This is a genomic window from Pseudomonas sp. yb_9, assembly GCF_043103635.1.
Taxonomy (GTDB): domain Bacteria; phylum Pseudomonadota; class Gammaproteobacteria; order Pseudomonadales; family Pseudomonadaceae; genus Aquipseudomonas; species Aquipseudomonas monteilii.
Map to the genome: position 1 here is coordinate 43714 of NZ_JBICKA010000071.1, position 22032 is coordinate 65745.

Below are 22032 nucleotides of genomic sequence, written 5' to 3' on the forward strand. Positions count from 1 at the left end.
CGTTTCCAAGCATCGGATTTTGCGGCCTACGGGCTAAAGCTCAAAGCATCAGTCTTAACTGACTGGCATTAGCCCAAGGGCAGCCTTTTTGCGTTCGGCCAGTAAAGCTTACTTGCGGTCCTGCAGTGCAACGATGTCGCGCTTCTGCTCGCCGGTGTACAGCTGGCGAGGGCGGCCGATCTTGTACGGGCTGGAGAGCATTTCTTTCCAGTGCGAGATCCAGCCCACGGTACGTGCCAGGGCGAAGATCACGGTGAACATGCTGGTCGGAATGCCGATCGCCTTGAGGATGATCCCCGAGTAGAAGTCGACGTTCGGGTACAGCGAGCGCTCGATGAAGTAAGGATCGGTGAGGGCGATCTCTTCCAGGCGCATGGCCAGCTCCAGCTGCGGGTCGTTCTTGATGCCCAGCTCGCGCAGGACTTCGTCGCAGGTCTGCTTCATCACGGTGGCGCGCGGGTCGCGGTTCTTGTACACGCGGTGACCGAAGCCCATCAGCTTGAACGGGTCGTTCTTGTCCTTGGCCTTGGCGATGAACTTGTCGATGTTCGAAACATCGCCGATTTCATCGAGCATGGTCAGTACGGCTTCGTTCGCACCGCCGTGGGCCGGGCCCCACAGTGCGGCGATACCGGCGGCGATACAGGCGAACGGGTTGGCACCCGACGAGCCGGCCAGACGAACGGTGGAGGTGGAGGCATTCTGCTCGTGGTCGGCATGGAGGATGAAGATCCGGTCCATTGCCTTGGCCAGCACCGGGCTGATCGGTTTGATCTCGCACGGGGTGTTGAACATCATGTGCAGGAAGTTTTCCGCGTACGACAGGTCGTTGCGCGGGTACATCATCGGCTGGCCCATGGAGTACTTGTAAACCATCGCGGCCAGGGTCGGCATCTTGGCGACCAGGCGCACCGCGGAAATTTCGCGGTGTTGCGGGTTATTGATGTCCAGGGAGTCGTGATAGAACGCCGACAGGGCGCCGACCACGCCGCACATCACCGCCATCGGGTGAGCGTCGCGACGGAAACCGTTGAAGAAGGACTTCAGCTGCTCGTGAACCATGGTGTGGTTCTTGACGGTGCTGACGAACTGGGCCTTCTGCTCGGCATTCGGCAGTTCGCCGTTGAGCAGCAGGTAGCAGGTTTCGAGGTAGTCGGATTGTTCGGCGAGTTGTTCGATCGGGTAGCCGCGGTGCAGCAGGATCCCTTTGTCGCCGTCAATGTAGGTGATCTTCGACTCGCACGAGGCAGTCGCCATGAAACCAGGGTCGAAGGTGAAGTGACCAGTGGCCCCCAACCCGCGGACGTCGATTACATCAGGACCAACGGTGCCGGTTAAAATGGGCAGCTCGACGGGGGCAGCGCCCTCGATGACCAACTGCGCTTTTTTGTCAGCCATGTGGCCTCCTATTAATGCTAGAAATCATCAGACAGACCCCCCACGCAGGGCCCGCACCACTATAGAGGGATAAATTCAGATGTCAATTTGCCTAAAGGCTTGTTGAATCAAGCATTCAAGCCTGATTTTTCCCGAAATTCTCGCCCATTTACGCCTTTTGTTCGCTAAAGGCAATGCGCTATTTGGGCTACCCCGTCACGTTGTCATAAGCAGCCTAACTGTCTATACTCGGCACCCGACCGCCAGGGGCTTGCAAGCCCGAACTACTGGGGGTCGCCGTTCCCTGGGTGGTGGGTACCTGACCAGTACACTTACCAACAACTTTGCCCTGATTCGCTAGGGGCTCTTCAGTGTGAAAAAAGCCGTGAAAAGCCAACGACCTGTAAACCTAGACCTAAGGACCATCAAGCTCCCCGTCACTGCATACACGTCCATCCTGCACCGTATCTCCGGCGTCATCCTGTTCCTCGGCCTTGCCATCATGCTTTATGCACTGGGCAAGTCGCTGGGTTCCGAGGAAGGCTTCGGTGAGGTGAAGGCGTGTCTGACCAGCCCGCTGGCCAAATTCGTGACCTGGGGCCTGCTGTCTGCCCTGCTTTATCACCTTGTGGCAGGTGTTCGTCACCTGATCATGGACATGGGTATCGGTGAGACGCTGGAAGGCGGCAAGCTGGGCTCGAAAATCGTGATCGTCATCTCCGTGGTGCTGATCGTTCTGGTGGGAGTTTGGGTATGGTAACCAATGTCACGAACCTGTCGCGTTCGGGCCTCTATGACTGGATGGCGCAGCGCGTTTCTGCGGTCGTTCTCGCGGCTTACTTCCTCTTCCTGATCGGCTACGTGGTCGCCCACCCAGGCATCGACTACACCCAGTGGCATGGTCTGTTCTCCAACAACGCGATGCGGATCTTCAGTCTGCTGGCCCTCGTTGCCCTGGGCGCTCACGCCTGGGTCGGCATGTGGACCATTGCAACCGACTACCTGACGCCTATGTCGTTCGGCAAGTCGGCAACTGCTATTCGTTTCCTGTTCCAGGCGGTATGCGGCGTTGCGATGTTCGCTTACTTCGTCTGGGGTGTGCAGATTCTCTGGGGTATCTGATCCATGGCTAGCATTCCAACCATTTCCTTCGACGCCATCATCATCGGTGGCGGCGGCGCCGGCATGCGCGCCGCGCTGCAACTGGCTCAAGGCGGCCACAAGACTGCCGTAGTCACCAAGGTCTTCCCGACCCGTTCGCACACTGTATCCGCCCAGGGCGGCATCACCTGCGCCATCGCTTCGGCCGACCCGAACGACGACTGGCGCTGGCACATGTACGATACCGTCAAGGGTTCCGACTACATCGGTGACCAGGACGCTATCGAGTACATGTGTCAGGAAGGCCCGGCTGCGGTCTTCGAGCTGGACCACATGGGCCTGCCGTTCTCGCGTACCGAAACCGGTCGTATCTACCAGCGTCCGTTCGGTGGCCAGTCCAAGGACTTCGGTAAAGGTGGCCAGGCCGCCCGTACCTGTGCCGCTTCCGACCGTACCGGTCACGCGCTGCTGCACACCCTGTACCAGGGCAACCTGAAGGCAGGCACTACCTTCCTCAACGAGTACTACGCGGTTGACCTGGTGAAGAACCAGGAAGGTGCGTTCGTCGGTGTGATCGCAATCTGCATCGAAACCGGCGAAACCATGTACATCAAGTCCAAGGCCACTGTTCTGGCCACTGGCGGTGCCGGTCGTATCTACGCTTCCACCACCAACGCCCTGATCAACACCGGTGACGGTATCGGCATGGCCCTGCGTGCAGGCGTACCGGTGCAGGACATCGAGATGTGGCAGTTCCACCCGACCGGTATCGCCGGCGCCGGTGTACTGGTAACCGAGGGTTGCCGTGGTGAAGGTGGCTACCTGATCAACGCCCACGGCGAGCGCTTCATGGAGCGTTACGCGCCGAACGCGAAAGACCTGGCCGGCCGCGACGTGGTTGCCCGTTCCATGGTCAAGGAAATCATCGCCGGCAACGGCGTGGGCCCGAACAAGGACCACGTACTGCTGAAGCTGGACCACCTGGGCGAGGAAGTGCTGCACAGCCGCCTGCCAGGTATCTGCGAACTGTCCAAGACCTTCGCCCACGTCGACCCAGTGGTCGCGCCGGTTCCGGTCGTGCCGACCTGCCACTACATGATGGGCGGCGTTGCCACCAACATTCATGGCCAGGCCATCACCATGGACGCCGAAGGCCAGGATCACATCATCCCGGGCCTGTTCGCCGTAGGTGAAGTGGCGTGCGTGTCGGTTCACGGTGCCAACCGCCTGGGCGGCAACTCGCTGCTCGACCTGGTGGTATTCGGCCGTGCTGCCGGCCTGCACCTGGAGAAGGCGCTGAGCGACGGCATCGAGCATCTCGACGCCAGCGACACCGACATCGATGTTGCCCTGAGCCGCCTGAACAACCTCAACGGGCGTACCACGGGTGAAGACGTTGCGAGCCTGAAGCGCGAGCTGCAGAGCTGCATGCAGAACTACTTCGGTGTATTCCGTACTGGCGAATACATGCTGAAGGGTATCGAGCAGCTGGCTGGCCTGCGCGAGCGTATCGCCAACGTCAAGATCAACGACAAGTCCCAGGCCTTCAACACCGCGCGTATCGAAGCGCTGGAGCTGCAGAACCTGCTGGAAGTCGCCGAAGCGACTGCCATCGCGGCCGAAGCCCGTAAAGAGTCCCGCGGCGCTCACGCCCGTGAAGACTTCGAAGACCGTGACGACGAAAACTGGCTGTGCCACACCCTGTACTACCCGGGTGAGAAGCGCGTTGCCAAGCGCGGCGTCAACTTTGCGCCGAAGACTGTTCCAGCCTTCGAACCAAAAGTCCGGACTTACTAAGGGTGGCTGCTATGTTGAAAGTCGAAGTTTATCGTTACAACCCGGACACCGACTCGGCGCCCAAGATGGAGTCGTTCGACGTCGATACCGGCGGCAAGGACCTGATGGTTCTCGATGTATTGGCGCTGATCAAGGAAAAGGACGAAGGTTTCTCGTACCGTCGCTCCTGCCGTGAAGGCGTGTGCGGTTCTGACGGCATGAACATGAACGGCAAGAACGGCCTGGCCTGCATCACCCCGCTGTCGGGTGTGGTCAAGGGCAACAAGCTGGTTCTGCGCCCACTGCCAGGCCTGCCGGTCATTCGTGACCTGGTGGTCGACATGAGCATCTTCTACAAGCAGTACGAGAAGGTGAAGCCGTTCCTGCAGAACGATACCCCGGCACCGGCCATCGAGCGCCTGCAGTCGCCGGAAGACCGTGACAAGCTGGACGGCCTGTACGAGTGCATCCTGTGCGCGTGCTGCTCGACGTCCTGCCCGTCGTTCTGGTGGAACCCGGACAAGTTCCTGGGCCCGGCTGCACTGCTGCAAGCCTACCGCTTCCTGGCTGACAGCCGCGACACCAAGACTCAGGAGCGCCTGGCGTCCCTGGATGACCCGTTCAGCGTATTCCGCTGCCGCGGGATCATGAACTGCGTAAACGTTTGCCCGAAAGGTCTGAACCCGACCAAGGCAATCGGTCACGTACGTAACATGCTGCTGCAAAGCGGCACCTGATACAACGTGTTGTACCTGCAGTAAGCCGAGGTGCGGGTGGTGAGCCCGCACTGAGGTAAAACCCGAACAAGGGCCCACAAAGCCTGCGTTCATTACCTATGAAGATATGAGACCAGCAGGGGCTTTCCGGGCTGGTACCCGGAAAATCAGCAGGATCCTAGTGGCGTGGTTCAGTCGCTGTATTCGGACTTTTCCAGGTTTGCTGTGGCTCTCGCCGATCAGTCCCCTAATCGAGGGTGACCAAGCATGCAAGAAAGCGTGATGCAGCGCATGTGGGAAAGCGCCCACCTTTCAGGTGGTAACGCTGCATATGTGGAAGAGCTCTACGAGCTCTACCTGCACGACCCTAACGCTGTGCCAGAAGAGTGGCGCACCTACTTCCAGAAGTTGCCCGCCGACGGCAGCACCGCTACCGATGTATCGCACTCGACAATCCGCGACCATTTCGTACTGCTGGCAAAGAACCAGCGCCGCGCCCAACCGGTATCCGCCGGGAGCGTGAGCAGTGAACACGAGAAGAAGCAGGTTGAAGTTCTGCGACTGATCCAGGCCTATCGTATGCGCGGCCATCAGGCTGCCAAGCTCGACCCGTTGGGGTTGTGGCAGCGTCCTGCGCCCGTAGACCTGTCGATCAATCACTACGGCTTGACCAATGCCGATCTTGATACGACCTTCCGTGCCGGCGACCTGTTCATCGGCAAAGAGGAGGCGAGCCTACGCGAGATCTTCGAGGCGCTCCAGAAGACATATTGTCGCACCATTGGCGCCGAGTTCACCCACATCGTCGATTCCGAGCAGCGCAGCTGGTTCCAGCAGCGCCTGGAAAGCGTGCGCGGCCGTCCGGAGTTTTCCGCTGACGTGCAGGCTCACCTGCTCGAGCGCGTGACTGCCGGTGAAGGCCTTGAAAAATACCTGGGCACCAAGTACCCAGGCACCAAGCGTTTCGGCCTTGAGGGCGGCGAAAGCCTGATCCCGATGCTGGACGAGATGATCCAGCGCTCCGGCTCCTACGGCACCAAGGAAGTCGTGATCGGCATGGCCCACCGTGGCCGTCTGAACGTCTTGGTGAACACCTTCGGCAAGAACCCGCGCGAGCTGTTCGACGAGTTCGAAGGCAAGAAGATGAACGAGCTGGGCTCCGGTGACGTGAAGTATCACCAGGGCTTCTCGTCGAACGTGATGACCGCCGGTGGCGAAGTGCACCTGGCCATGGCGTTCAACCCGTCCCACCTGGAAATCGTATCGCCAGTGGTCGAAGGTTCGGTGCGCGCCCGTCAGGACCGCCGCAACGACACCGTTGGTGACAAGGTACTGCCGATCTCGATCCACGGCGACGCAGCGTTCGCCGGCCAGGGCGTGGTCATGGAAACCTTCCAGATGTCGCAGACCCGCGGTTTCAAGACCGGTGGCACCGTGCACATCGTGATCAACAACCAGGTGGGTTTCACCATCAGCAACCCGCTGGACGCGCGCTCTACCGAGTACGCCACCGACGTTGCCAAGATGATCCAGGCGCCGATCCTGCACGTGAACGGCGATGACCCTGAAGCGGTGCTGTTCGTCACCCAGCTGGCGATCGACTACCGCATGCAGTTCAAGCGTGACGTGGTGATCGACCTGGTCTGCTACCGTCGTCGCGGCCACAACGAGGCCGACGAGCCAAACGGTACCCAGCCGCTGATGTATCAGCAAATCAGCAAGCAGCGTACTACCCGTGAGCTGTACGCCGAGGCACTGATCCAGGCCGGCCGCATTGATGCCGAGCGCGCCCAGGCCAAGATCGACGAGTACCGCAACGCGCTGGACAACGGCCTGCACGTTGTGAAGAGCCTGGTCAAGGAGCCGAACCGCGAGCTGTTCGTTGACTGGCGCCCGTACCTGGGCCATGCCTGGACCGCACGTCACGACACCCGTTTCGACCTCAAGACCCTGCAAGACCTGTCGGCCAAGCTGCTGGAAATTCCGGAAGGCTTCGTCGTTCAGCGCCAGGTGTCAAAGATCTACGAAGACCGCCAGAAGATGCAGGCCGGTGGCTTGCCGATCAACTGGGGTTATGCAGAGACCATGGCTTACGCCACCCTGCAGTTCGAAGGTCACCCGATCCGCATGACCGGCCAGGACATCGGCCGTGGCACCTTCTCGCACCGTCACGCGGTGCTGCACAACCAGAAGGACGCCAGCACCTACGTACCGCTGAAGAACCTGTTCCCGGGCCAGCCAATGTTCGAGCTGTACGACTCCTTCCTGTCGGAAGAAGCGGTACTGGCCTTCGAATACGGCTACTCGACCACCACGCCGAACGCGCTGGTGATCTGGGAAGCCCAGTTCGGCGACTTCGCCAACGGTGCGCAAGTGGTGATCGACCAGTTCATCACCAGCGGCGAGCACAAGTGGGGCCGTCTGTGTGGCCTGACCATGCTGCTGCCACACGGTTATGAAGGGCAGGGCCCGGAGCACTCCTCCGCGCGTCTGGAGCGTTACCTGCAGCTGTGCGCCGAGCACAACATCCAGGTGTGCGTACCGACCACCCCGGCTCAGATCTACCACCTGCTGCGTCGTCAGGTCATCCGTCCGCTGCGCAAGCCGCTGATCGTGCTGACGCCAAAGTCGCTGCTGCGCCACAAGCTGGCCATCTCGACCCTGGAAGACCTGGCCGAAGGCTCGTTCCAAACCGTGATCCCGGAAATCGACACCCTTGATCCGGCCAAGGTCGAACGTCTGGTCCTGTGCGGTGGCAAGGTTTACTACGACCTGCTGGAAAAACGCCGTGCCGAAGGCCGCGAAGACATCGCCATCGTGCGTATCGAGCAGCTGTATCCGTTCCCGGAGGACGACCTGGTCGAAATCCTGGCGCCGTACACCAACCTCAAGCATGCGGTCTGGTGTCAGGAAGAGCCGATGAACCAGGGCGCCTGGTACAGCAGCCAGCACCACATGCGCCGTATCCTGGGCCGCCACAACAAGGCGCTGGTCCTGGAATACGCCGGCCGCGACGCTTCTGCCGCGCCAGCCTGTGGTTACGCTTCGAAGCACGCCGAACAGCAGGAAAAACTGCTGCAAGACGCCTTCACTGTCTAACGCCTTCGCGCACCTGAAACCGAATTTAAGGAAACACTGATAATGGCTATCGAGATCAAAGCCCCAACCTTCCCGGAATCGGTTGCCGATGGCACCGTTGCCACCTGGCACAAGCAGCCGGGCGAAGCCGTCAAGCGTGACGAGCTGATCGTCGACATCGAGACCGACAAGGTCGTCCTGGAAGTACTGGCCACCGCCGACGGCGTGCTGGGCGCCATCGTCAAGGGCGAGGGCGACACCGTCCTGTCCGACGAAGTACTGGGTTCGATCGTTGAAGGCGGCGCTGCCGCCGCTGCACCTGCTGCTGCCCCGGCCGCTGCTGCTCCGGCTGCCGCTGCTGCCGATGCTGGCGAAGACGACCCGATCGCTGCCCCGGCCGCGCGCAAGCTGGCTGAAGAAAACGGCATCGACCTGGCTGCCGTTGCAGGCACTGGCAAAGGTGGCCGCATCACCAAGGAAGACGTCGTAGCTGCCGTCGCCAACAAGAAGTCGGCGCCTGCCGCTGCCCCGGCTGCCAAGCCTGCTGCCGCTGCTGCTGCCCCGGTTGTCGTCGCTGCTGGCGACCGCACCGAGAAGCGCGTGCCGATGACCCGCCTGCGTGCCAAGATCGCCGAGCGTCTGGTCGAAGCCCAGTCGAGCATGGCCATGCTGACCACCTTCAACGAAGTGGACATGACCGAAGTCATGGCCCTGCGTTCGAAGTACAAGGACCTGTTCGAGAAGACCCACAACGGCGTACGCCTGGGCTTCATGTCGTTCTTCGTCAAGGCCGCCACCGAAGCCCTGAAGCGCTTCCCGGCTGTCAACGCCTCGATCGACGGCAACGACATCGTCTACCACGGCTACGCCGACGTCGGTGTTGCCGTGTCCAGCGACCGTGGCCTGGTAGTACCGGTACTGCGTAACGCCGAGTCGATGAGCCTGGCTGAAATCGAGAACGGCATCGCCACCTTCGGCAAGAAGGCCCGTGACGGCAAGCTGGCCATCGAAGAGATGACCGGCGGCACCTTCACCATCACCAACGGTGGTACCTTCGGTTCGATGATGTCGACCCCGATCGTCAACCCGCCGCAGGCCGCCATCCTCGGCATGCACAACATCATCCAGCGTCCGATGGCCATCAATGGCCAGGTCGTGATTCGCCCGATGATGTACCTGGCGCTGTCGTACGATCACCGCCTGATCGACGGCAAGGAAGCGGTAACCTTCCTGGTCACCATCAAGAACCTGCTGGAAGATCCGTCTCGCCTGCTGCTGGACATCTAACCCTCTGGCTGCGTACCGTGCCGGCCCTGGCTTCGCAAGAAGCCATGCCGCGCGGTTCGCGGCTTGTAGCTTGTAGCTGATAAGGAATCTTTTATGACCCAGAAATTCGACGTAGTGGTGATTGGTGCAGGTCCTGGCGGCTATGTGGCTGCCATCAAGGCTGCCCAACTTGGTCTGAAGACTGCCTGTATCGAGAAGTACACCGACGCCGAGGGCAAGCTGGCCCTGGGCGGTACCTGCCTGAACGTAGGTTGCATTCCTTCCAAGGCGCTGCTGGACAGCTCCTGGAAATACAAGGAAGCCAAAGAGAGCTTCAATGTCCACGGTATCTCCACGGGCGAAGTGAAGATGGACGTCGCCGCGATGGTTGGCCGCAAGGCTGGCATCGTCAAGAACCTGACCGGTGGCGTTGCCACGCTGTTCAAGGCCAACGGCGTTACTTCGATCCAGGGCCACGGCAAGCTGCTGGCTGGCAAGAAAGTCGAAGTCACCAAGGCTGACGGCACCACCGAAGTCATCGAAGCCGAGAACGTGATCCTGGCTTCCGGCTCGCGCCCGATCGACATTCCGCCGGCTCCAGTCGACCAGAACGTCATCGTCGACTCCACCGGCGCCCTGGAATTCCAGGCCGTACCGAAGCGCCTGGGCGTTATCGGTGCCGGCGTGATCGGCCTGGAGCTGGGCTCGGTCTGGGCTCGCCTGGGTGCTGAAGTCACCGTTCTGGAAGCCCTGGACACCTTCCTGATGGCTGCCGACACCGCCGTGTCGAAAGAAGCCCAGAAGACCCTGACCAAGCAAGGCCTGGACATCAAGCTGGGCGCTCGCGTCACCGGCTCGAAAGTCAACGGCAACGAAGTTGAAGTGACCTACACCAACGCCGAAGGCGAGCAGAAGATCACCTTCGACAAGCTGATCGTTGCGGTCGGCCGTCGCCCTGTAACCACCGACCTGCTGGCGGCCGACAGCGGCGTGACCATCGACGAGCGTGGCTACATCTTCGTCGACGACTACTGCGCTACCAGCGTGCCGGGCGTCTACGCCATCGGTGACGTGGTACGCGGCATGATGCTGGCCCACAAGGCTTCGGAAGAGGGCATCATGGTTGTCGAGCGCATCAAAGGCCACAAGGCCCAGATGAACTACGACCTGATCCCTTCGGTTATCTACACCCACCCGGAAATTGCGTGGGTCGGCAAGACCGAACAGGCCTTGAAGGCCGAAGGCGTTGAGGTTAACGTGGGCACCTTCCCGTTCGCGGCCAGCGGCCGTGCGATGGCAGCCAACGACACCGGTGGTTTCGTCAAGGTCATCGCCGATGCCAAGACCGACCGCGTCCTGGGTGTACACGTGATTGGCCCATCGGCTGCCGAACTGGTGCAGCAGGGTGCAATCGCAATGGAATTCGGCACCAGTGCCGAGGATCTGGGCATGATGGTCTTCAGCCATCCAACCCTGTCCGAAGCGTTGCATGAAGCAGCGCTGGCAGTGAATGGCGGCGCCATTCACGTGGCCAACCGTAAGAAGCGTTAATTATAAGAAACCACGGCGGGCAGCCCGTCGTGAGTCTTGCGTGCATGACTCACCGCGGAACGTCCGCCGGACCGGATCACACGGGAAAACCCGGGGTCAACGGTCACAGGTGGTGCGGCGCCAGTAATGGCGCAGCGCCGAAGCGCAGTACCTAACGAAGACGGTAAAAAGCATGAATCTTCACGAGTATCAGGGTAAGCAGCTGTTCGCTGAATACGGCCTGCCAGTTTCCAAGGGTTTCGCAGTCGATACCCCTGAGCAAGCTGCAGAAGCCTGCGACAAGATCGGCGGGAACGAGTGGGTGGTAAAAGCCCAAGTTCACGCGGGTGGTCGCGGTAAAGCGGGCGGCGTCAAGCTGGTTCGCAGCAAGGAAGACGCCAAGGCGTTCGCTGCACAGTGGTTGGGCAAGAATCTGGTTACCTACCAGACTGATGCCAACGGTCAACCCGTCTCCAAGATTCTGGTCGAATCCTGCACTGACATCGCCAAAGAGCTGTACCTGGGCGCTGTAGTCGATCGTTCGAGCCGCCGTATCGTGTTCATGGCTTCCACCGAAGGTGGCGTGGACATCGAGAAAGTCGCTCACGAAACGCCTGAGAAAATCCTCAAGGCCACCATCGACCCACTGGTCGGCGCTCAGCCGTTCCAGGGTCGCGAGCTGGCATTCCAGCTGGGTCTGGAAGGCAAGCAAGTTCAACAGTTCGCCAAGATCTTCGTGGGCCTGGCCAAGCTGTTCAAGGATCACGACCTGGCGCTGCTGGAAGTGAACCCGCTGGTGATCAAGGCCGACGGCGACCTGCACTGCCTCGATGCCAAGATCAACATCGACGCCAACGCCATGTACCGTCAGCCTAAGCTGAAAACCTTCCACGACCCGTCGCAGGACGACGCCCGTGAAGCCCACGCTGCCAAGTTCGAACTGAACTACGTTGCCCTCGAAGGCAACATCGGCTGCATGGTCAACGGTGCCGGCCTGGCCATGGGTACCATGGACATCGTCAACCTGCACGGCGGCAAACCAGCCAACTTCCTCGACGTTGGCGGCGGTGCTACCAAAGAGCGCGTTACCGAAGCGTTCAAGATCATTCTGTCCGACAGCAATGTCGCGGCCGTTCTGGTCAACATCTTCGGCGGCATCGTTCGCTGCGACATGATTGCCGAAGGCATCATCGGTGCAGTGAAAGAAGTCGGCGTTAAAGTTCCGGTTGTTGTTCGCCTTGAAGGTAACAACGCCGAACTGGGCGCTAAAGTACTGGCAGAAAGCGGTTTGAACATCATTGCGGCAACCAGCCTGACCGACGCTGCTCAACAAGTTGTCAAAGCTGCGGAGGGCAAGTAATGAGCGTCCTGATCAATAAAGACACCAAAGTCATCTGCCAGGGCTTCACCGGCTCGCAGGGTACTTTCCACTCCGAACAAGCCATCGCCTACGGCACCAAGATGGTCGGCGGCGTAACCCCAGGCAAGGGTGGCACCACCCACCTGGGCCTGCCGGTGTTCAACACCGTCAAGGAAGCCGTGGAAGCTACCGGCGCTGACGCTTCGGTTATCTACGTACCGGCTCCGTTCTGCAAAGACTCGATCCTGGAAGCGGCCTTCGGTGGCATCAAGCTGATCGTGTGCATCACCGAAGGCATTCCTACCCTGGACATGCTGGATGCCAAGGTCAAGTGCGACGAGCTGGGCGTTACCCTGATCGGCCCTAACTGCCCAGGTGTCATCACCCCGGGCGAGTGCAAGATCGGCATCATGCCAGGTCACATCCACCTGCCAGGCAAGGTCGGTATCGTTTCGCGCTCCGGCACCCTGACCTACGAAGCTGTGAAGCAGACCACCGACGCCGGCTTCGGCCAGTCGACCTGCGTCGGCATCGGCGGTGACCCGATCCCGGGCTCCAACTTCATCGACATCCTGAAGCTGTTCCAGGAAGACCCGAAGACCGAAGCGATCGTCATGATCGGTGAGATCGGCGGTTCGGCTGAAGAAGAAGCTGCGGCCTACATCAAGGCCCACGTGACCAAGCCTGTTGTTTCCTACATCGCCGGTGTTACCGCACCTGCGGGCAAGCGCATGGGCCACGCCGGCGCCATCATCTCCGGCGGCAAGGGCACTGCGGACGAGAAGTTCGCCGCCCTGCAGGACGCGGGTGTGAAGACCGTGCGTTCCCTGGCTGACATCGGCAAGGCCCTGGCCGAGCTGACTGGCTGGGAAGCCAAGAAGTAATACTGCTACACCCCCCACGCGCACAGAGGCCACCTTCGGGTGGCCTTTGTCGTTTTAGCGTTGGGCATTTTTGTAAAGGTGGAAAATTCGATAGCCCTCATCAGGTTTTTCCACCAGACATTCGCACTAATTGGCAATAAATTATCGCCCGACACAGATATCCAGACGACAAACATGTACGCACATCGGACAAGCAGCACTGTAACAGTGCGTTTGTTGGGTAAAACGGTTAGTCTACGCGTTCACTCTGTGCCCGCTCCCCAAAAGGGAACGACACGCTAAACGGGTCTGGCCTATAAAGCCGGGCAGCATTTCCCTCACCCATAGGGAAATCCCCTCTCGAATCCCGATTTCAGCAGTGTGGTACTACCTTAAATGAAAGTTCTCAAAGGCCAGGATATCCTGGCGCTTGGCTTTATGACGTTTGCGCTTTTCGTAGGTGCAGGCAATATCATCTTCCCGCCTATCGTCGGTCTGCAGTCTGGCCCGCACGTATGGATGGCGGCCCTGGGCTTCCTGGTGACCGCCGTGGGCCTGCCGGTCATCACCGTGGTCGCCCTGGCCAAGGTCGGCGGCGGCATGGATGCCCTGAGCAGCCCGATTGGCAAATTCTTCGGTGGCCTGCTGGCGGCCGTGTGCTACCTGTCGGTCGGCCCGCTGTTCGCCACCCCGCGCACAGCGACCGTATCGTTCGAAGTGGGTGTTGCGCCGCTGACCGGCGAAAGCCCGCTGGCGCTGTTCATCTACAGCCTGGTGTACTTCCTCGTGGTGCTGGCCGTGTCCATGTACCCAGGCAAGTTGCTCGATACCGTGGGCCGCTTCCTGGCGCCGTTGAAGATCATCGCCCTGGCGGTGCTGGGCATCGCCGCCTTCGCGCTGCCTGCCGGCACCATTGGTGAAGCGCAGCCGGCCTATGCCGCCGCAGCGTTCTCCAAGGGCTTCTCCGATGGTTACCTGACCATGGACACCCTGGGTGCCCTGGTGTTCGGTATCGTCATCGTCAATGCCATCCGTTCGCGCGGTGTCGAGTCGCCGAAGCTGATTACCCGCTACGCCATCATCGCCGGCCTGATCGCCGGTGTCGGCCTGGCGTTGGTGTACGTCAGCCTGTTCCGCCTGGGTGCCACCAGCCACGACATCGCGGCTGACGCCACCAACGGTGCGGCGGTTCTGCATGCCTACGTGCAGCACACCTTCGGTTCGTTGGGTAGCGGCTTCCTGGCCGTGCTGATTGCGCTGGCCTGCCTGGTGACCGCTGTCGGCCTGACCTGTGCCTGCGCCGAGTACTTCAGCCAGATTCTGCCGCTGTCGTACCGGGCACTGGTGGTGCTCCTGGCGGGCTTCTCGCTGTTGATCTCCAACCTGGGCCTGACCAAGCTGATCATGTTCTCGATCCCGGTGCTTACCGCCATCTACCCACCTTGCATCGTCGTGGTTGGCCTGAGCTTCGTGAAGGACCTGTGGAACTCGCCGACCCGCATTCTGGCGCCGGTGATGCTGGTGTCGCTGGTGTTCGGCATGGTTGATGCGATCAAGGGCAGCAGTATTGCCCATGTGCTGCCGGACTTCATGGCGCACCTGCCACTGAGCGACCAAGGCCTGGCCTGGCTGGTGCCTTCGGTGGTGACCCTGGTGGGTGCCGTGGCCTGCGACCGCATGCTCGGCAAGCCGCGCGAAGCGCTGGCCTGATAGTCGAAGCCTGAGGGCAGCACCGGCCACAAGCCAGAAGGGTGCCCGCCAACAGCCCAGACTCGAAAACCCCGTATCCGGAAGGATGCGGGGTTTTTTATTGGCGGTATGAACAGTGCGATTTTCAGGGTGGATGTGTGCCTTTTTCCGCTTGCCAGCGTCGAAACCCGGTCCCTATCCTCTAGGCATCTGGCCCACTCGGGAACCCTGCATGAACTTCATCCAAACCAACTTCAACAACCTGCTGGCCATCGCCTGGTTTGCCTTGTGCTGGGGCGGTTATACCCGTTATGCCATCTGGAAGGGGCGTGACACCGCGTGCCTGGCCAGCGTGCTGCACTTGTACCGTGAAGACTGGATGCGCCGCATGCTGTTGCGCGACAACCGAATCGCCGATGCCAGCGTAATCGGCAACCTTGAGCGCAACGCATCGTTTTTTGCGTCCAGCACGCTGATCATTCTTGCCGGCATTCTTACCGTGCTCGGTGCCTCTGACCGGGCGCTGTCGCTCCTGGCCGACCTGCCGTTGGTGCAACAGACCTCCCAAGGCATGTCGGAGATCAAGTTGCTGTGCCTGGCCACGGTTTTCGTCTACGCCTTCTTCACCTTTAGCTGGTGCATGCGCCAGTACAACTTTGCCGCCGTGCTGGTGGGCTCTGCACCGATGATCGGTGAACGGTTGGTCAATGAGCTGGAGCGCAAGGCCTTTGCCTCACGGGCGGCGCGTGTGCTGTCGCTGGCGGCCAACCAGTTCAACCTGGGGTTGCGCTCGTACTACTTCGGCATGGCCATGTTGAGCTGGTTCATCAGCCCGTGGCTGTTCATGGTCATGAGTGTCGGCGTCGTCTTTATTTTGTACCGCCGCGAGTTCCATTCGGATGTGCTGGATGTGATGGTGTTCACCCCCACGGAAAGTGTGCCTAACGAACCGGGCAGGGAAAGTACCGTGGCGGGCAACTGAAACGTTTAATCTTTAAGTGGCAGGCACAAAAAAACCCGACAGCGTCGGGTTTTTTTGTTTTAGCCAATTACTGCTTGGCGGGTTCTGCCGGAGTAGCAGGGGCAGCTTCAGTCGCCGGAGCGGCTGGGGCGGCTTCTGGAGCCGGAGTAGCCGGAGCGGCTTCTTCAGCAGCCTTCTGCTCGGCTTCAGCCTGATCTTTGGCGGCTTCAGCGTTTTCCTTGGCAGCCTCGTTCATTTTATCCTGAGCTTCACCCATTTTTTCCTGGGCTTGCTCGGCGTGTTGCTGTGCGTCCTGGGCTTTGTCTTCGCTTGCTTTATCGCAAGCGGCCAGGCCCATGGCAGCGGCCAGCATCAGAGCAAAAGCAAAAGGTTTACGCATGGGGGTGTTTCTCCTTGGTGGAATAAGTGACTTGTTCCTTCGAGTGCAACTACGCGGAATAAGTTCCGCGAAGGTTACAGATATATAACGCCCCGTTCTATATAGACTTTTTAACGATTTTATGCCGCTGAGGCAGTACGGGTGGAAACAGCGAATGAGCGATTCAACCTTGATGCCCATGGCCGAGCGTTTTCTCTCGGCGCTTAAACATTGTCAGTTACTGCAGATGCGTGTGGCAAAAGCCGATGCCGATGGCATGACACTGATCATGCCCTGGTCGGCAGCCATTGTCGGCAACCCGCAGACCGGGGCTGTGCATGGCGGTGCCCTGACCACGCTGATGGACACCACCTGCGGCATGGCCACGCTGTGCGTGCTGCCGCGCTTCGAGGTGTGCCCGACACTGGACCTGCGCATCGACTACATGCACCCGGCCGAAGCTGGCAAGGACATCTACGGCCATGCCCAGTGCTACCGGGTGACCCGCGACGTGATCTTCACCCGGGGTACCGCCTACCAGGACGATCCCGAACAGCCGATTTGCCAGGTGGTGGGCACGTTCATGCGCCTGGGGCAGGAGATCAAGGGCGGTATCCGTTTTGGCAATAGCCTGAAGGAGGGCGGGGCATGATTCCACATGCGGTTCGTCAACAGCTCAACGCCGCCCACGCGGTGGGCGACTACGGCCCATTGCTGGCGCTGATCCCTTACGCCGGGCTGATTGGTATCGAATGCGAGCGTCAGGGCGACGACCTGCTGTTCCGCCTGCCGGCCCGCCCGGACAACATCGGCAACCCGTTGCTGCCCGCCATCCATGGTGGTGTGATTGCGGGGTTCATGGAGCTGTCTGCGGCTTTGTACCTGTTGATCTACAGCGAAAGTGCGAGCATCCCGAAAATCATCGATTTCTCCATCGACTACCTGCGAGCCGGGCTTTTTCGCGATACTTACGCCCGGTGCCAGCTATGGCGCCAAGGGCGACGGGTGACGAATGTCGCCATTACCGCCTGGCAGGGCGACAGGCAATCGCCCATTGCCACGGCCCGCGCGCATTTCAAGATCGAACCGGAAAAGCCCTTGAAATCATCCGGGCAGCCCCCATCTGAATGACATCCGCCGCTAACGCAGGCCGAACTGGCCGCCAGGCGCCCACTACCCTCAGATCGGAGTTTCGAAGACCATGACTGTGGAAACACAAAAGGAAACGTTGGGCTTCCAGACCGAGGTAAAGCAACTGCTGCACCTCATGATTCACTCGCTGTACTCGAACAAGGAAATCTTCCTGCGGGAGCTGATTTCCAACGCCTCCGACGCGGCCGACAAGCTGCGCTTCGAAGCCCTGGCCAAGCCAGAACTGCTTGAAGGCGACGCCGATCTGAAGATTCGCCTGAGCTTCGACAAGGACGCCGGTACCGTCACCCTCGAAGACAACGGCATCGGCATGAGCCGTGAAGACGTCATCGCCCACCTGGGTACCATTGCCAAGTCCGGCACTGCCGACTTCATGAAGAACCTCACCGGTGACCAGAAGAAGGACTCGCACCTGATCGGTCAGTTCGGCGTGGGCTTCTACTCCGCGTTCATCGTGGCCGACAAGGTCGACGTGTACAGCCGCCGTGCCGGTCAGCCAGCCGCAGAAGGTGTGCACTGGTCGTCGAAAGGCGAGGGCGAGTTTGAAGTCGCCACCATCGACAAGCCACAGCGCGGCACCCGCATCGTCCTGCACCTGAAGCAGGAAGAAAAAGAGTTCGCCGATGGCTGGCGCCTGCGCAACGTGGTCAAGAAGTACTCCGACCACATCGCCCTGCCTATCCAGCTGCCGAAAGAACAACCAGCCGCCGAAGGCGAAGAACAGCCGGCTGAAGCGTGGGAAACCGTCAACCGTGCCAGCGCCCTGTGGACCCGTTCGCGCACCGAGGTGAAGGACGAGGAGTACCAGGAGTTCTACAAGCACATCGGTCATGACTTCGAAAACCCACTGGCCTGGAGCCACAACAAGGTTGAAGGCAAGCTCGAATACAATTCGCTGCTGTATGTGCCGGCCCGCGCGCCGTTCGACCTGTACCAGCGCGAAGCACCGCGTGGCCTGAAGCTGTACGTGCAGCGTGTGTTCATCATGGACCAGGCCGAGTCGTTCCTGCCGCTGTACCTGCGCTTCATCAAGGGCGTGGTCGACTCCAACGACCTGTCGCTGAACGTGTCGCGTGAAATCCTGCAGAAAGACCCGATCATTGACTCGATGAAGACCGCGCTGACCAAGCGCGTGCTCGACATGCTGGAAAAACTGGCGAAGAACGAGCCCGAGCAGTACAAAGGCTTCTGGAAGAACTTCGGCCAGGTGCTGAAGGAAGGCCCGGCCGAAGACTTCGCCAACAAGGAGAAAATCGCCAGCCTGCTGCGCTTTGCCTCCACCCAGGACGACAGTGGCGAGCAGAGCGTCGCCCTGGCCGAGTACCTGGCCCGCGCCAAGGAAGGCCAGGACAAGATCTACTACCTCACCGGCGAGTCGTATGCGCAGGTCAAGAACAGCCCGCACCTGGAGGTCTTCCGCAAGAAAGGCATCGAAGTGCTGCTGCTGACCGACCGCATTGACGAGTGGCTGATGAGCTACCTCAACGAGTTCGACGGCAAGGCCTTTGTCGACGTCGCCCGTGGCGACCTGGACCTGGGCAAGCTGGATTCGGAAGAAGACAAGAAAGCCCAGGAAGAAGTGGCCAAGGACAAGGAAGGCCTGGTCGAGCGCCTGAAAGGCGCGCTGGGTGACAGCGTGGCTGAAGTGCGCGTGTCGCACCGCCTGACCGACTCCCCAGCGATTCTGGCCATAGGCGAGCAGGACCTGGGCCTGCAGATGCGTCAGATTCTGGAGGCCAGCGGGCAGAAGGTGCCGGAATCCAAGCCGATCTTCGAGTTCAACCCGACCCACCCGCTGATCGAAAAGCTGGACAACGAGCAGAGTGAAGACCGTTTTGCCGAGCTGTCGCACATCCTGTTCGATCAAGCGGCCCTGGCGGCCGGCGATAGCCTGAAGGACCCGGCGGCCTACGTTCGTCGCCTGAACAAGCTGCTGGTCGAGCTGTCTGCTTGAGTTGATGCTTGGGAAAGCCCGCTTCGGCGGGCTTTTTTCATGGCGGGCTTTTTAGAATACGTGCCTAAGGAGTGCTTGATGAGCAAGGTAATCGTCGAATCGCTGGTTTATCACCTGTCCGGCAAAACCTACGAAAGCCGCCTGGTCTATGAGCCAGGGGCGCTGGGCCGTCCAGGCCTGGTGATGGCGCCGAACTGGATGGGCATTGGCGAAGGGGCTGAGCGCATTGCCAAGGAAGTGGCCGAGAAAGGCTATGTGGTGCTGATAGCCGACCTGTACGGGCAGTCGGTGCGCCCGTCTAACGCCGACGAGGCTGGCGCGGCGATGATGCCGCTGAAGAACGACCGGGGCGAACTGCGCAAGCGCATGCAGGAAGCCCTGGCGCAGCTGTTGGGGCAGTCCAAGGCGCTGCTGGAGCCAGGCAAGGTCGGCACGTTTGGCTTCTGCTTTGGTGGCTGCTGTGCGCTGGAGCTGGCCCGTACCGGCGCCGATTTGCGTGCGGCGGTGTCGTTCCATGGCACGCTGGATACGCCAAACCCGGAGGATGCCAAACGCATCAAGGGCTCGGTGCTGGTGTTGCATGGGGCTTCCGACCCGCTGGTGCCGAAGGAGCAGTTGCCGGCGTTTGAGGAGGAGATGAACGCGGCCAAGGTGGATTGGCAGTTGCTAAGCTATGGCGGGGCGGTGCACTCGTTTACCGACCCGAGTGCCAATGTGCCGGGCAAGATGCAGTATGACCGGCGCACCTCAGAGCGGGCGTTCCGTTCGATGCACAATCTGCTGGCAGAAGTGTTCCAGCGCTGACTGTGATTTGGGGCCGCAAAGCGGCCCCAATTACCTAGGCAACTCGATTCTTGAGGTTTCCCCCGGCACCACCGGCCAATCCCCCGCCGCCCACCTTGCCCTGGCCCGCTCGATCAGCTCCGGGTCACTGGCCACGAAATTCCAGTTCATTCGCCGCGGTCCATCCAAAGGCTCGCCGCCAATCAGCATCAGCTGGCACTCTTCCTCTGCATAGAGCACCACCTCTTCGCCTTCCGGCAGCACCACCAGGCTGCACGGCTCCACGTCTTCATCGTTCAACAGCAGCTCACCATCCAGCAGATACAGCGCTCGTTGCGCATGCTCGGTCGGTACCAGCAACGTCGTAGCCGCCTGCATCCGCACATGCGCATAAAGGGTAGGAGACAGCACCGGCACCGGTGATTCCAGGCAGAACCCGCTACCGGCAATCATGCAAATGCGCACCCCCAGGTTTTCACTGACCGGCAGGCTCGCCGCCGGGTGATGGCTATAGCTTGCCGCGCCTTGTTCATGTTCACGCGGCGAGGCCAGCCATACCTGCAAGCCATGCAGGCGCGAGCCATGAGCCAGGGCGTCGTCGGGCGTACGCTCCACGTGGGCCACGCCGCTGCCAGCCGTCATCCAGCTGACATCGCCGGGCAGCACCCGCTGCGCTGAGCCGAGGCTGTCCTTGTGCAGGATCGCGCCCTCGAACAGGTAGGTCAGGGTCGACAGGCCGATATGCGGGTGCTGGCGGATGTCCATGCCATGCCCTGGGGCATAGTCGGTTTCCAGCATGTGGTCAAAAAACACGAACGGTCCGACGCTGCGGCACTGGGCCGCTGGCAGCGGGCGCAGGATCGGCTGGCCCTCGACCGATTCGGCGCGCGGGCGGATGATCAGGGGGCTGCTCATGGGGTGGGCTCCAGGCGAAGTGGAAATGCCTCCAGCATAGCGGTTTGCCCGCTTCGGCTGAACCGTCTCGCTTAACGGCCGGTCTACTGTTTTCGCCCCCTTGGAAGGAAGCTGCCCATGATTGCCAAAGCGCTGGCCTGCGTGTTGTTGACTGGCTGGCTGTGCCAGGCGGCGCAGGCGCGCGACTACCGCTACAGCGATGCCCACTTGCACTACGTCGACTTCTTCCAGGAAAGCGAAGGCATGGCGGCATTGATCAAGGCCATGGATGCTGCCGGTATCGAGCAGTCGATGATTTCCGGCATACCAGTGGCCAAGAAGTGGCATGAGGACGAGCCCAAACGCCCGCGCTATTACGCCGGTGACGATGCCGATGCCTATTGGTACAGTGCGACCGATACCTATGTGGCCGCAGCCCTGCAGCCATTGCCGGAAGCGCAGCGTAAGCGCTTTCATCCGTTTCTGACGGGCTTCAACCCGGTAGACAAGAACGCAGTCAGCCACATCGAGCGGATGCTCGACCTGTACCCGGGGTTGTGGCAGGGCATTGGCGAGGTGTTCACCCGGCACGACGACCTGACAGCGCTGACCAGTGGCGACACGCCGCGCGCCAACAACGAAGCCATGACGCGTATCTACCACCTGGCGGCCGAGCGTGACCTGCCGGTGTTGCTGCATTCCAACATTACCTCCAAGCGCGAGCGCAACCCGTTGTACCTGGCGGAAATCGAAGAGCCGCTGCGTAATCACCCGCACACGCGGTTTATCTGGGCGCACGCCGGCAGCAGCATGGAGATACACCGGCACCAGACGCAGATGGACTTTCTGCTGCCGGTGCTGACGCGGCTGCTGGAGGACTACCCGAACCTGTATGTGGACCTGTCGTGGAGTGTGCTGGAGCCGTATCTGCTGGACGACCAAGGCGTGCCGCGCAAGGAATGGGTGGCGTTGGTGGAACAGTACCCGGAGCGTTTCATGCTGGGGTCGGACGTGGTGGGGCGGTTTGGCAGCCTGGGGGAGCAGATGCACGGGTTCCGGCCGTTTCTGGATGCCTTGCCGGAGGCGGTGGCCAACAAAGTGGCGCGGGATAATTTTCTCGCGGTGTTGCCCAAGGTTCACCGATAGCCTGTGC

At 60.7% G+C, this 22032-nt stretch carries 19 protein-coding genes; 16 read left to right on the plus strand and 3 right to left on the minus strand.

The features are described from left to right. Positions 1-108 precede the first annotated feature (108 nt). Complete coding sequence (gene gltA, locus ACF8MI_RS19245) at positions 109-1398, minus strand: citrate synthase (protein ID WP_016711651.1); 1290 nt, start codon at positions 1396-1398, stop codon at positions 109-111. Positions 1399-1750: 352 nt separating this feature from the next. Between gltA and sdhC the strand changes: the two genes are divergently transcribed. The 11 genes from sdhC (at position 1751) to ACF8MI_RS19300 (ending at position 15738) form a co-directional block, all read left to right on the plus strand. Then, entirely contained in the window at positions 1751-2137 is a 387-nt protein-coding gene (gene sdhC / locus ACF8MI_RS19250) for a succinate dehydrogenase, cytochrome b556 subunit (RefSeq protein ID WP_012315350.1), read from the plus strand. Beyond that, positions 2131-2499, plus strand: a complete 369-nt coding sequence (sdhD, locus tag ACF8MI_RS19255; protein WP_003254214.1) for a succinate dehydrogenase, hydrophobic membrane anchor protein — start codon at positions 2131-2133, stop codon at positions 2497-2499. Before sdhC ends, sdhD begins: the two co-directional genes overlap by 7 nt. 3 nt (positions 2500-2502) lie before the next feature. After that, a complete protein-coding gene (gene sdhA, locus ACF8MI_RS19260) occupies positions 2503-4275 on the plus strand; it encodes a succinate dehydrogenase flavoprotein subunit (protein WP_060500822.1) in 1773 nt (590 codons plus the stop codon). An 11-nt stretch (positions 4276-4286) separates the two neighbouring features. Further along, positions 4287-4991, plus strand: a complete 705-nt coding sequence (locus ACF8MI_RS19265; RefSeq protein WP_012315348.1) for a succinate dehydrogenase iron-sulfur subunit — start codon at positions 4287-4289, stop codon at positions 4989-4991. Between the two features lie 246 nt (positions 4992-5237). After that, positions 5238-8069 (plus strand): 2-oxoglutarate dehydrogenase E1 component, encoded by a 2832-nt coding sequence (locus ACF8MI_RS19270; protein ID WP_164524849.1) that lies wholly within the window; start codon positions 5238-5240, stop codon positions 8067-8069. A 42-nt stretch (positions 8070-8111) separates the two neighbouring features. Beyond that, positions 8112-9335, plus strand: a complete 1224-nt coding sequence (gene odhB / locus ACF8MI_RS19275) for a 2-oxoglutarate dehydrogenase complex dihydrolipoyllysine-residue succinyltransferase (protein WP_159266517.1) — start codon at positions 8112-8114, stop codon at positions 9333-9335. A gap of 93 nt (positions 9336-9428) precedes the next feature. Further along, the gene (lpdA, locus tag ACF8MI_RS19280; RefSeq protein WP_003254207.1) at positions 9429-10865 is read left to right on the plus strand and encodes a dihydrolipoyl dehydrogenase; all 1437 of its coding nucleotides are present in this window, start codon (positions 9429-9431) and stop codon (positions 10863-10865) included. 172 nt (positions 10866-11037) lie between these two features. Further along, positions 11038-12204: an ADP-forming succinate--CoA ligase subunit beta gene (gene sucC, locus ACF8MI_RS19285; RefSeq protein ID WP_003254205.1), complete on the plus strand. Its 1167-nt coding sequence runs from the start codon at positions 11038-11040 to the stop codon at positions 12202-12204. After that, positions 12204-13088, plus strand: a complete 885-nt coding sequence (sucD, locus tag ACF8MI_RS19290) for a succinate--CoA ligase subunit alpha (RefSeq protein WP_003254203.1) — start codon at positions 12204-12206, stop codon at positions 13086-13088. The genes sucC and sucD overlap by 1 nt, the downstream gene beginning before the upstream one ends. 375 nt (positions 13089-13463) lie before the next feature. Then, positions 13464-14777 (plus strand): branched-chain amino acid transport system II carrier protein, encoded by a 1314-nt coding sequence (gene brnQ, locus ACF8MI_RS19295; protein ID WP_060500832.1) that lies wholly within the window; start codon positions 13464-13466, stop codon positions 14775-14777. Positions 14778-14988: 211 nt separating this feature from the next. Next, positions 14989-15738, plus strand: a complete 750-nt coding sequence (locus ACF8MI_RS19300) for a DUF599 domain-containing protein (RefSeq protein WP_060500834.1) — start codon at positions 14989-14991, stop codon at positions 15736-15738. A 67-nt stretch (positions 15739-15805) separates the two neighbouring features. Here ACF8MI_RS19300 and ACF8MI_RS19305 read toward each other — a convergent pair whose 3' ends face one another. After that, entirely contained in the window at positions 15806-16117 is a 312-nt protein-coding gene (locus tag ACF8MI_RS19305) for a hypothetical protein (protein WP_060500837.1), read from the minus strand. A 154-nt stretch (positions 16118-16271) separates the two neighbouring features. Here ACF8MI_RS19305 and ACF8MI_RS19310 point away from each other — a divergent pair, with 154 nt between their 5' ends. The 4 genes from ACF8MI_RS19310 to ACF8MI_RS19325 all read left to right on the plus strand — a co-directional run bounded on the left by ACF8MI_RS19310 (position 16272) and on the right by ACF8MI_RS19325 (position 20006). Beyond that, positions 16272-16748 carry a PaaI family thioesterase gene (locus tag ACF8MI_RS19310; RefSeq protein WP_060500839.1) on the plus strand — a complete coding sequence of 159 codons (477 nt, stop codon included), beginning with the start codon at positions 16272-16274 and terminating at the stop codon, positions 16746-16748. Next, positions 16745-17227 (plus strand): PaaI family thioesterase, encoded by a 483-nt coding sequence (locus ACF8MI_RS19315; protein WP_060500841.1) that lies wholly within the window; start codon positions 16745-16747, stop codon positions 17225-17227. Before ACF8MI_RS19310 ends, ACF8MI_RS19315 begins: the two co-directional genes overlap by 4 nt. A gap of 70 nt (positions 17228-17297) precedes the next feature. After that, positions 17298-19202 (plus strand): molecular chaperone HtpG, encoded by a 1905-nt coding sequence (htpG, locus tag ACF8MI_RS19320; protein ID WP_104834281.1) that lies wholly within the window; start codon positions 17298-17300, stop codon positions 19200-19202. Between the two features lie 78 nt (positions 19203-19280). Then, positions 19281-20006, plus strand: a complete 726-nt coding sequence (locus tag ACF8MI_RS19325) for a dienelactone hydrolase family protein (protein ID WP_060500846.1) — start codon at positions 19281-19283, stop codon at positions 20004-20006. 30 nt (positions 20007-20036) lie between these two features. On the opposite strand, the gene ACF8MI_RS19330 is transcribed toward ACF8MI_RS19325, so the two are convergent. Beyond that, positions 20037-20900: a pirin family protein gene (locus tag ACF8MI_RS19330; RefSeq protein WP_104834283.1), complete on the minus strand. Its 864-nt coding sequence runs from the start codon at positions 20898-20900 to the stop codon at positions 20037-20039. Positions 20901-21017: 117 nt separating this feature from the next. Between ACF8MI_RS19330 and ACF8MI_RS19335 the strand changes: the two genes are divergently transcribed. After that, entirely contained in the window at positions 21018-22025 is a 1008-nt protein-coding gene (locus ACF8MI_RS19335; protein WP_060500850.1) for an amidohydrolase family protein, read from the plus strand. The last annotated feature ends 7 nt before the right edge of the window (positions 22026-22032 follow it).

What these genes read in the sequence shown, in the direction of transcription:
- gltA (WP_016711651.1), bottom strand. Translation starts at nt 1,398, where the DNA reads ATGGCTGACAAAAAAGCGCAGTTGGTCATCGAGGGCGCTGCCCCCGTC.
- sdhD (WP_003254214.1), top strand. Translation starts at nt 2,131, where the DNA reads ATGGTAACCAATGTCACGAACCTGTCGCGTTCGGGCCTCTATGACTGG.
- sdhA (WP_060500822.1), top strand. Translation starts at nt 2,503, where the DNA reads ATGGCTAGCATTCCAACCATTTCCTTCGACGCCATCATCATCGGTGGC.
- ACF8MI_RS19265 (WP_012315348.1), top strand. Translation starts at nt 4,287, where the DNA reads ATGTTGAAAGTCGAAGTTTATCGTTACAACCCGGACACCGACTCGGCG.
- ACF8MI_RS19270 (WP_164524849.1), top strand. Translation starts at nt 5,238, where the DNA reads ATGCAAGAAAGCGTGATGCAGCGCATGTGGGAAAGCGCCCACCTTTCA.
- odhB (WP_159266517.1), top strand. Translation starts at nt 8,112, where the DNA reads ATGGCTATCGAGATCAAAGCCCCAACCTTCCCGGAATCGGTTGCCGAT.
- lpdA (WP_003254207.1), top strand. Translation starts at nt 9,429, where the DNA reads ATGACCCAGAAATTCGACGTAGTGGTGATTGGTGCAGGTCCTGGCGGC.
- sucC (WP_003254205.1), top strand. Translation starts at nt 11,038, where the DNA reads ATGAATCTTCACGAGTATCAGGGTAAGCAGCTGTTCGCTGAATACGGC.
- sucD (WP_003254203.1), top strand. Translation starts at nt 12,204, where the DNA reads ATGAGCGTCCTGATCAATAAAGACACCAAAGTCATCTGCCAGGGCTTC.
- brnQ (WP_060500832.1), top strand. Translation starts at nt 13,464, where the DNA reads ATGAAAGTTCTCAAAGGCCAGGATATCCTGGCGCTTGGCTTTATGACG.
- ACF8MI_RS19300 (WP_060500834.1), top strand. Translation starts at nt 14,989, where the DNA reads ATGAACTTCATCCAAACCAACTTCAACAACCTGCTGGCCATCGCCTGG.
- ACF8MI_RS19305 (WP_060500837.1), bottom strand. Translation starts at nt 16,117, where the DNA reads ATGCGTAAACCTTTTGCTTTTGCTCTGATGCTGGCCGCTGCCATGGGC.
- ACF8MI_RS19310 (WP_060500839.1), top strand. Translation starts at nt 16,272, where the DNA reads ATGAGCGATTCAACCTTGATGCCCATGGCCGAGCGTTTTCTCTCGGCG.
- ACF8MI_RS19315 (WP_060500841.1), top strand. Translation starts at nt 16,745, where the DNA reads ATGATTCCACATGCGGTTCGTCAACAGCTCAACGCCGCCCACGCGGTG.
- htpG (WP_104834281.1), top strand. Translation starts at nt 17,298, where the DNA reads ATGACTGTGGAAACACAAAAGGAAACGTTGGGCTTCCAGACCGAGGTA.
- ACF8MI_RS19325 (WP_060500846.1), top strand. Translation starts at nt 19,281, where the DNA reads ATGAGCAAGGTAATCGTCGAATCGCTGGTTTATCACCTGTCCGGCAAA.
- ACF8MI_RS19330 (WP_104834283.1), bottom strand. Translation starts at nt 20,900, where the DNA reads ATGAGCAGCCCCCTGATCATCCGCCCGCGCGCCGAATCGGTCGAGGGC.
- ACF8MI_RS19335 (WP_060500850.1), top strand. Translation starts at nt 21,018, where the DNA reads ATGATTGCCAAAGCGCTGGCCTGCGTGTTGTTGACTGGCTGGCTGTGC.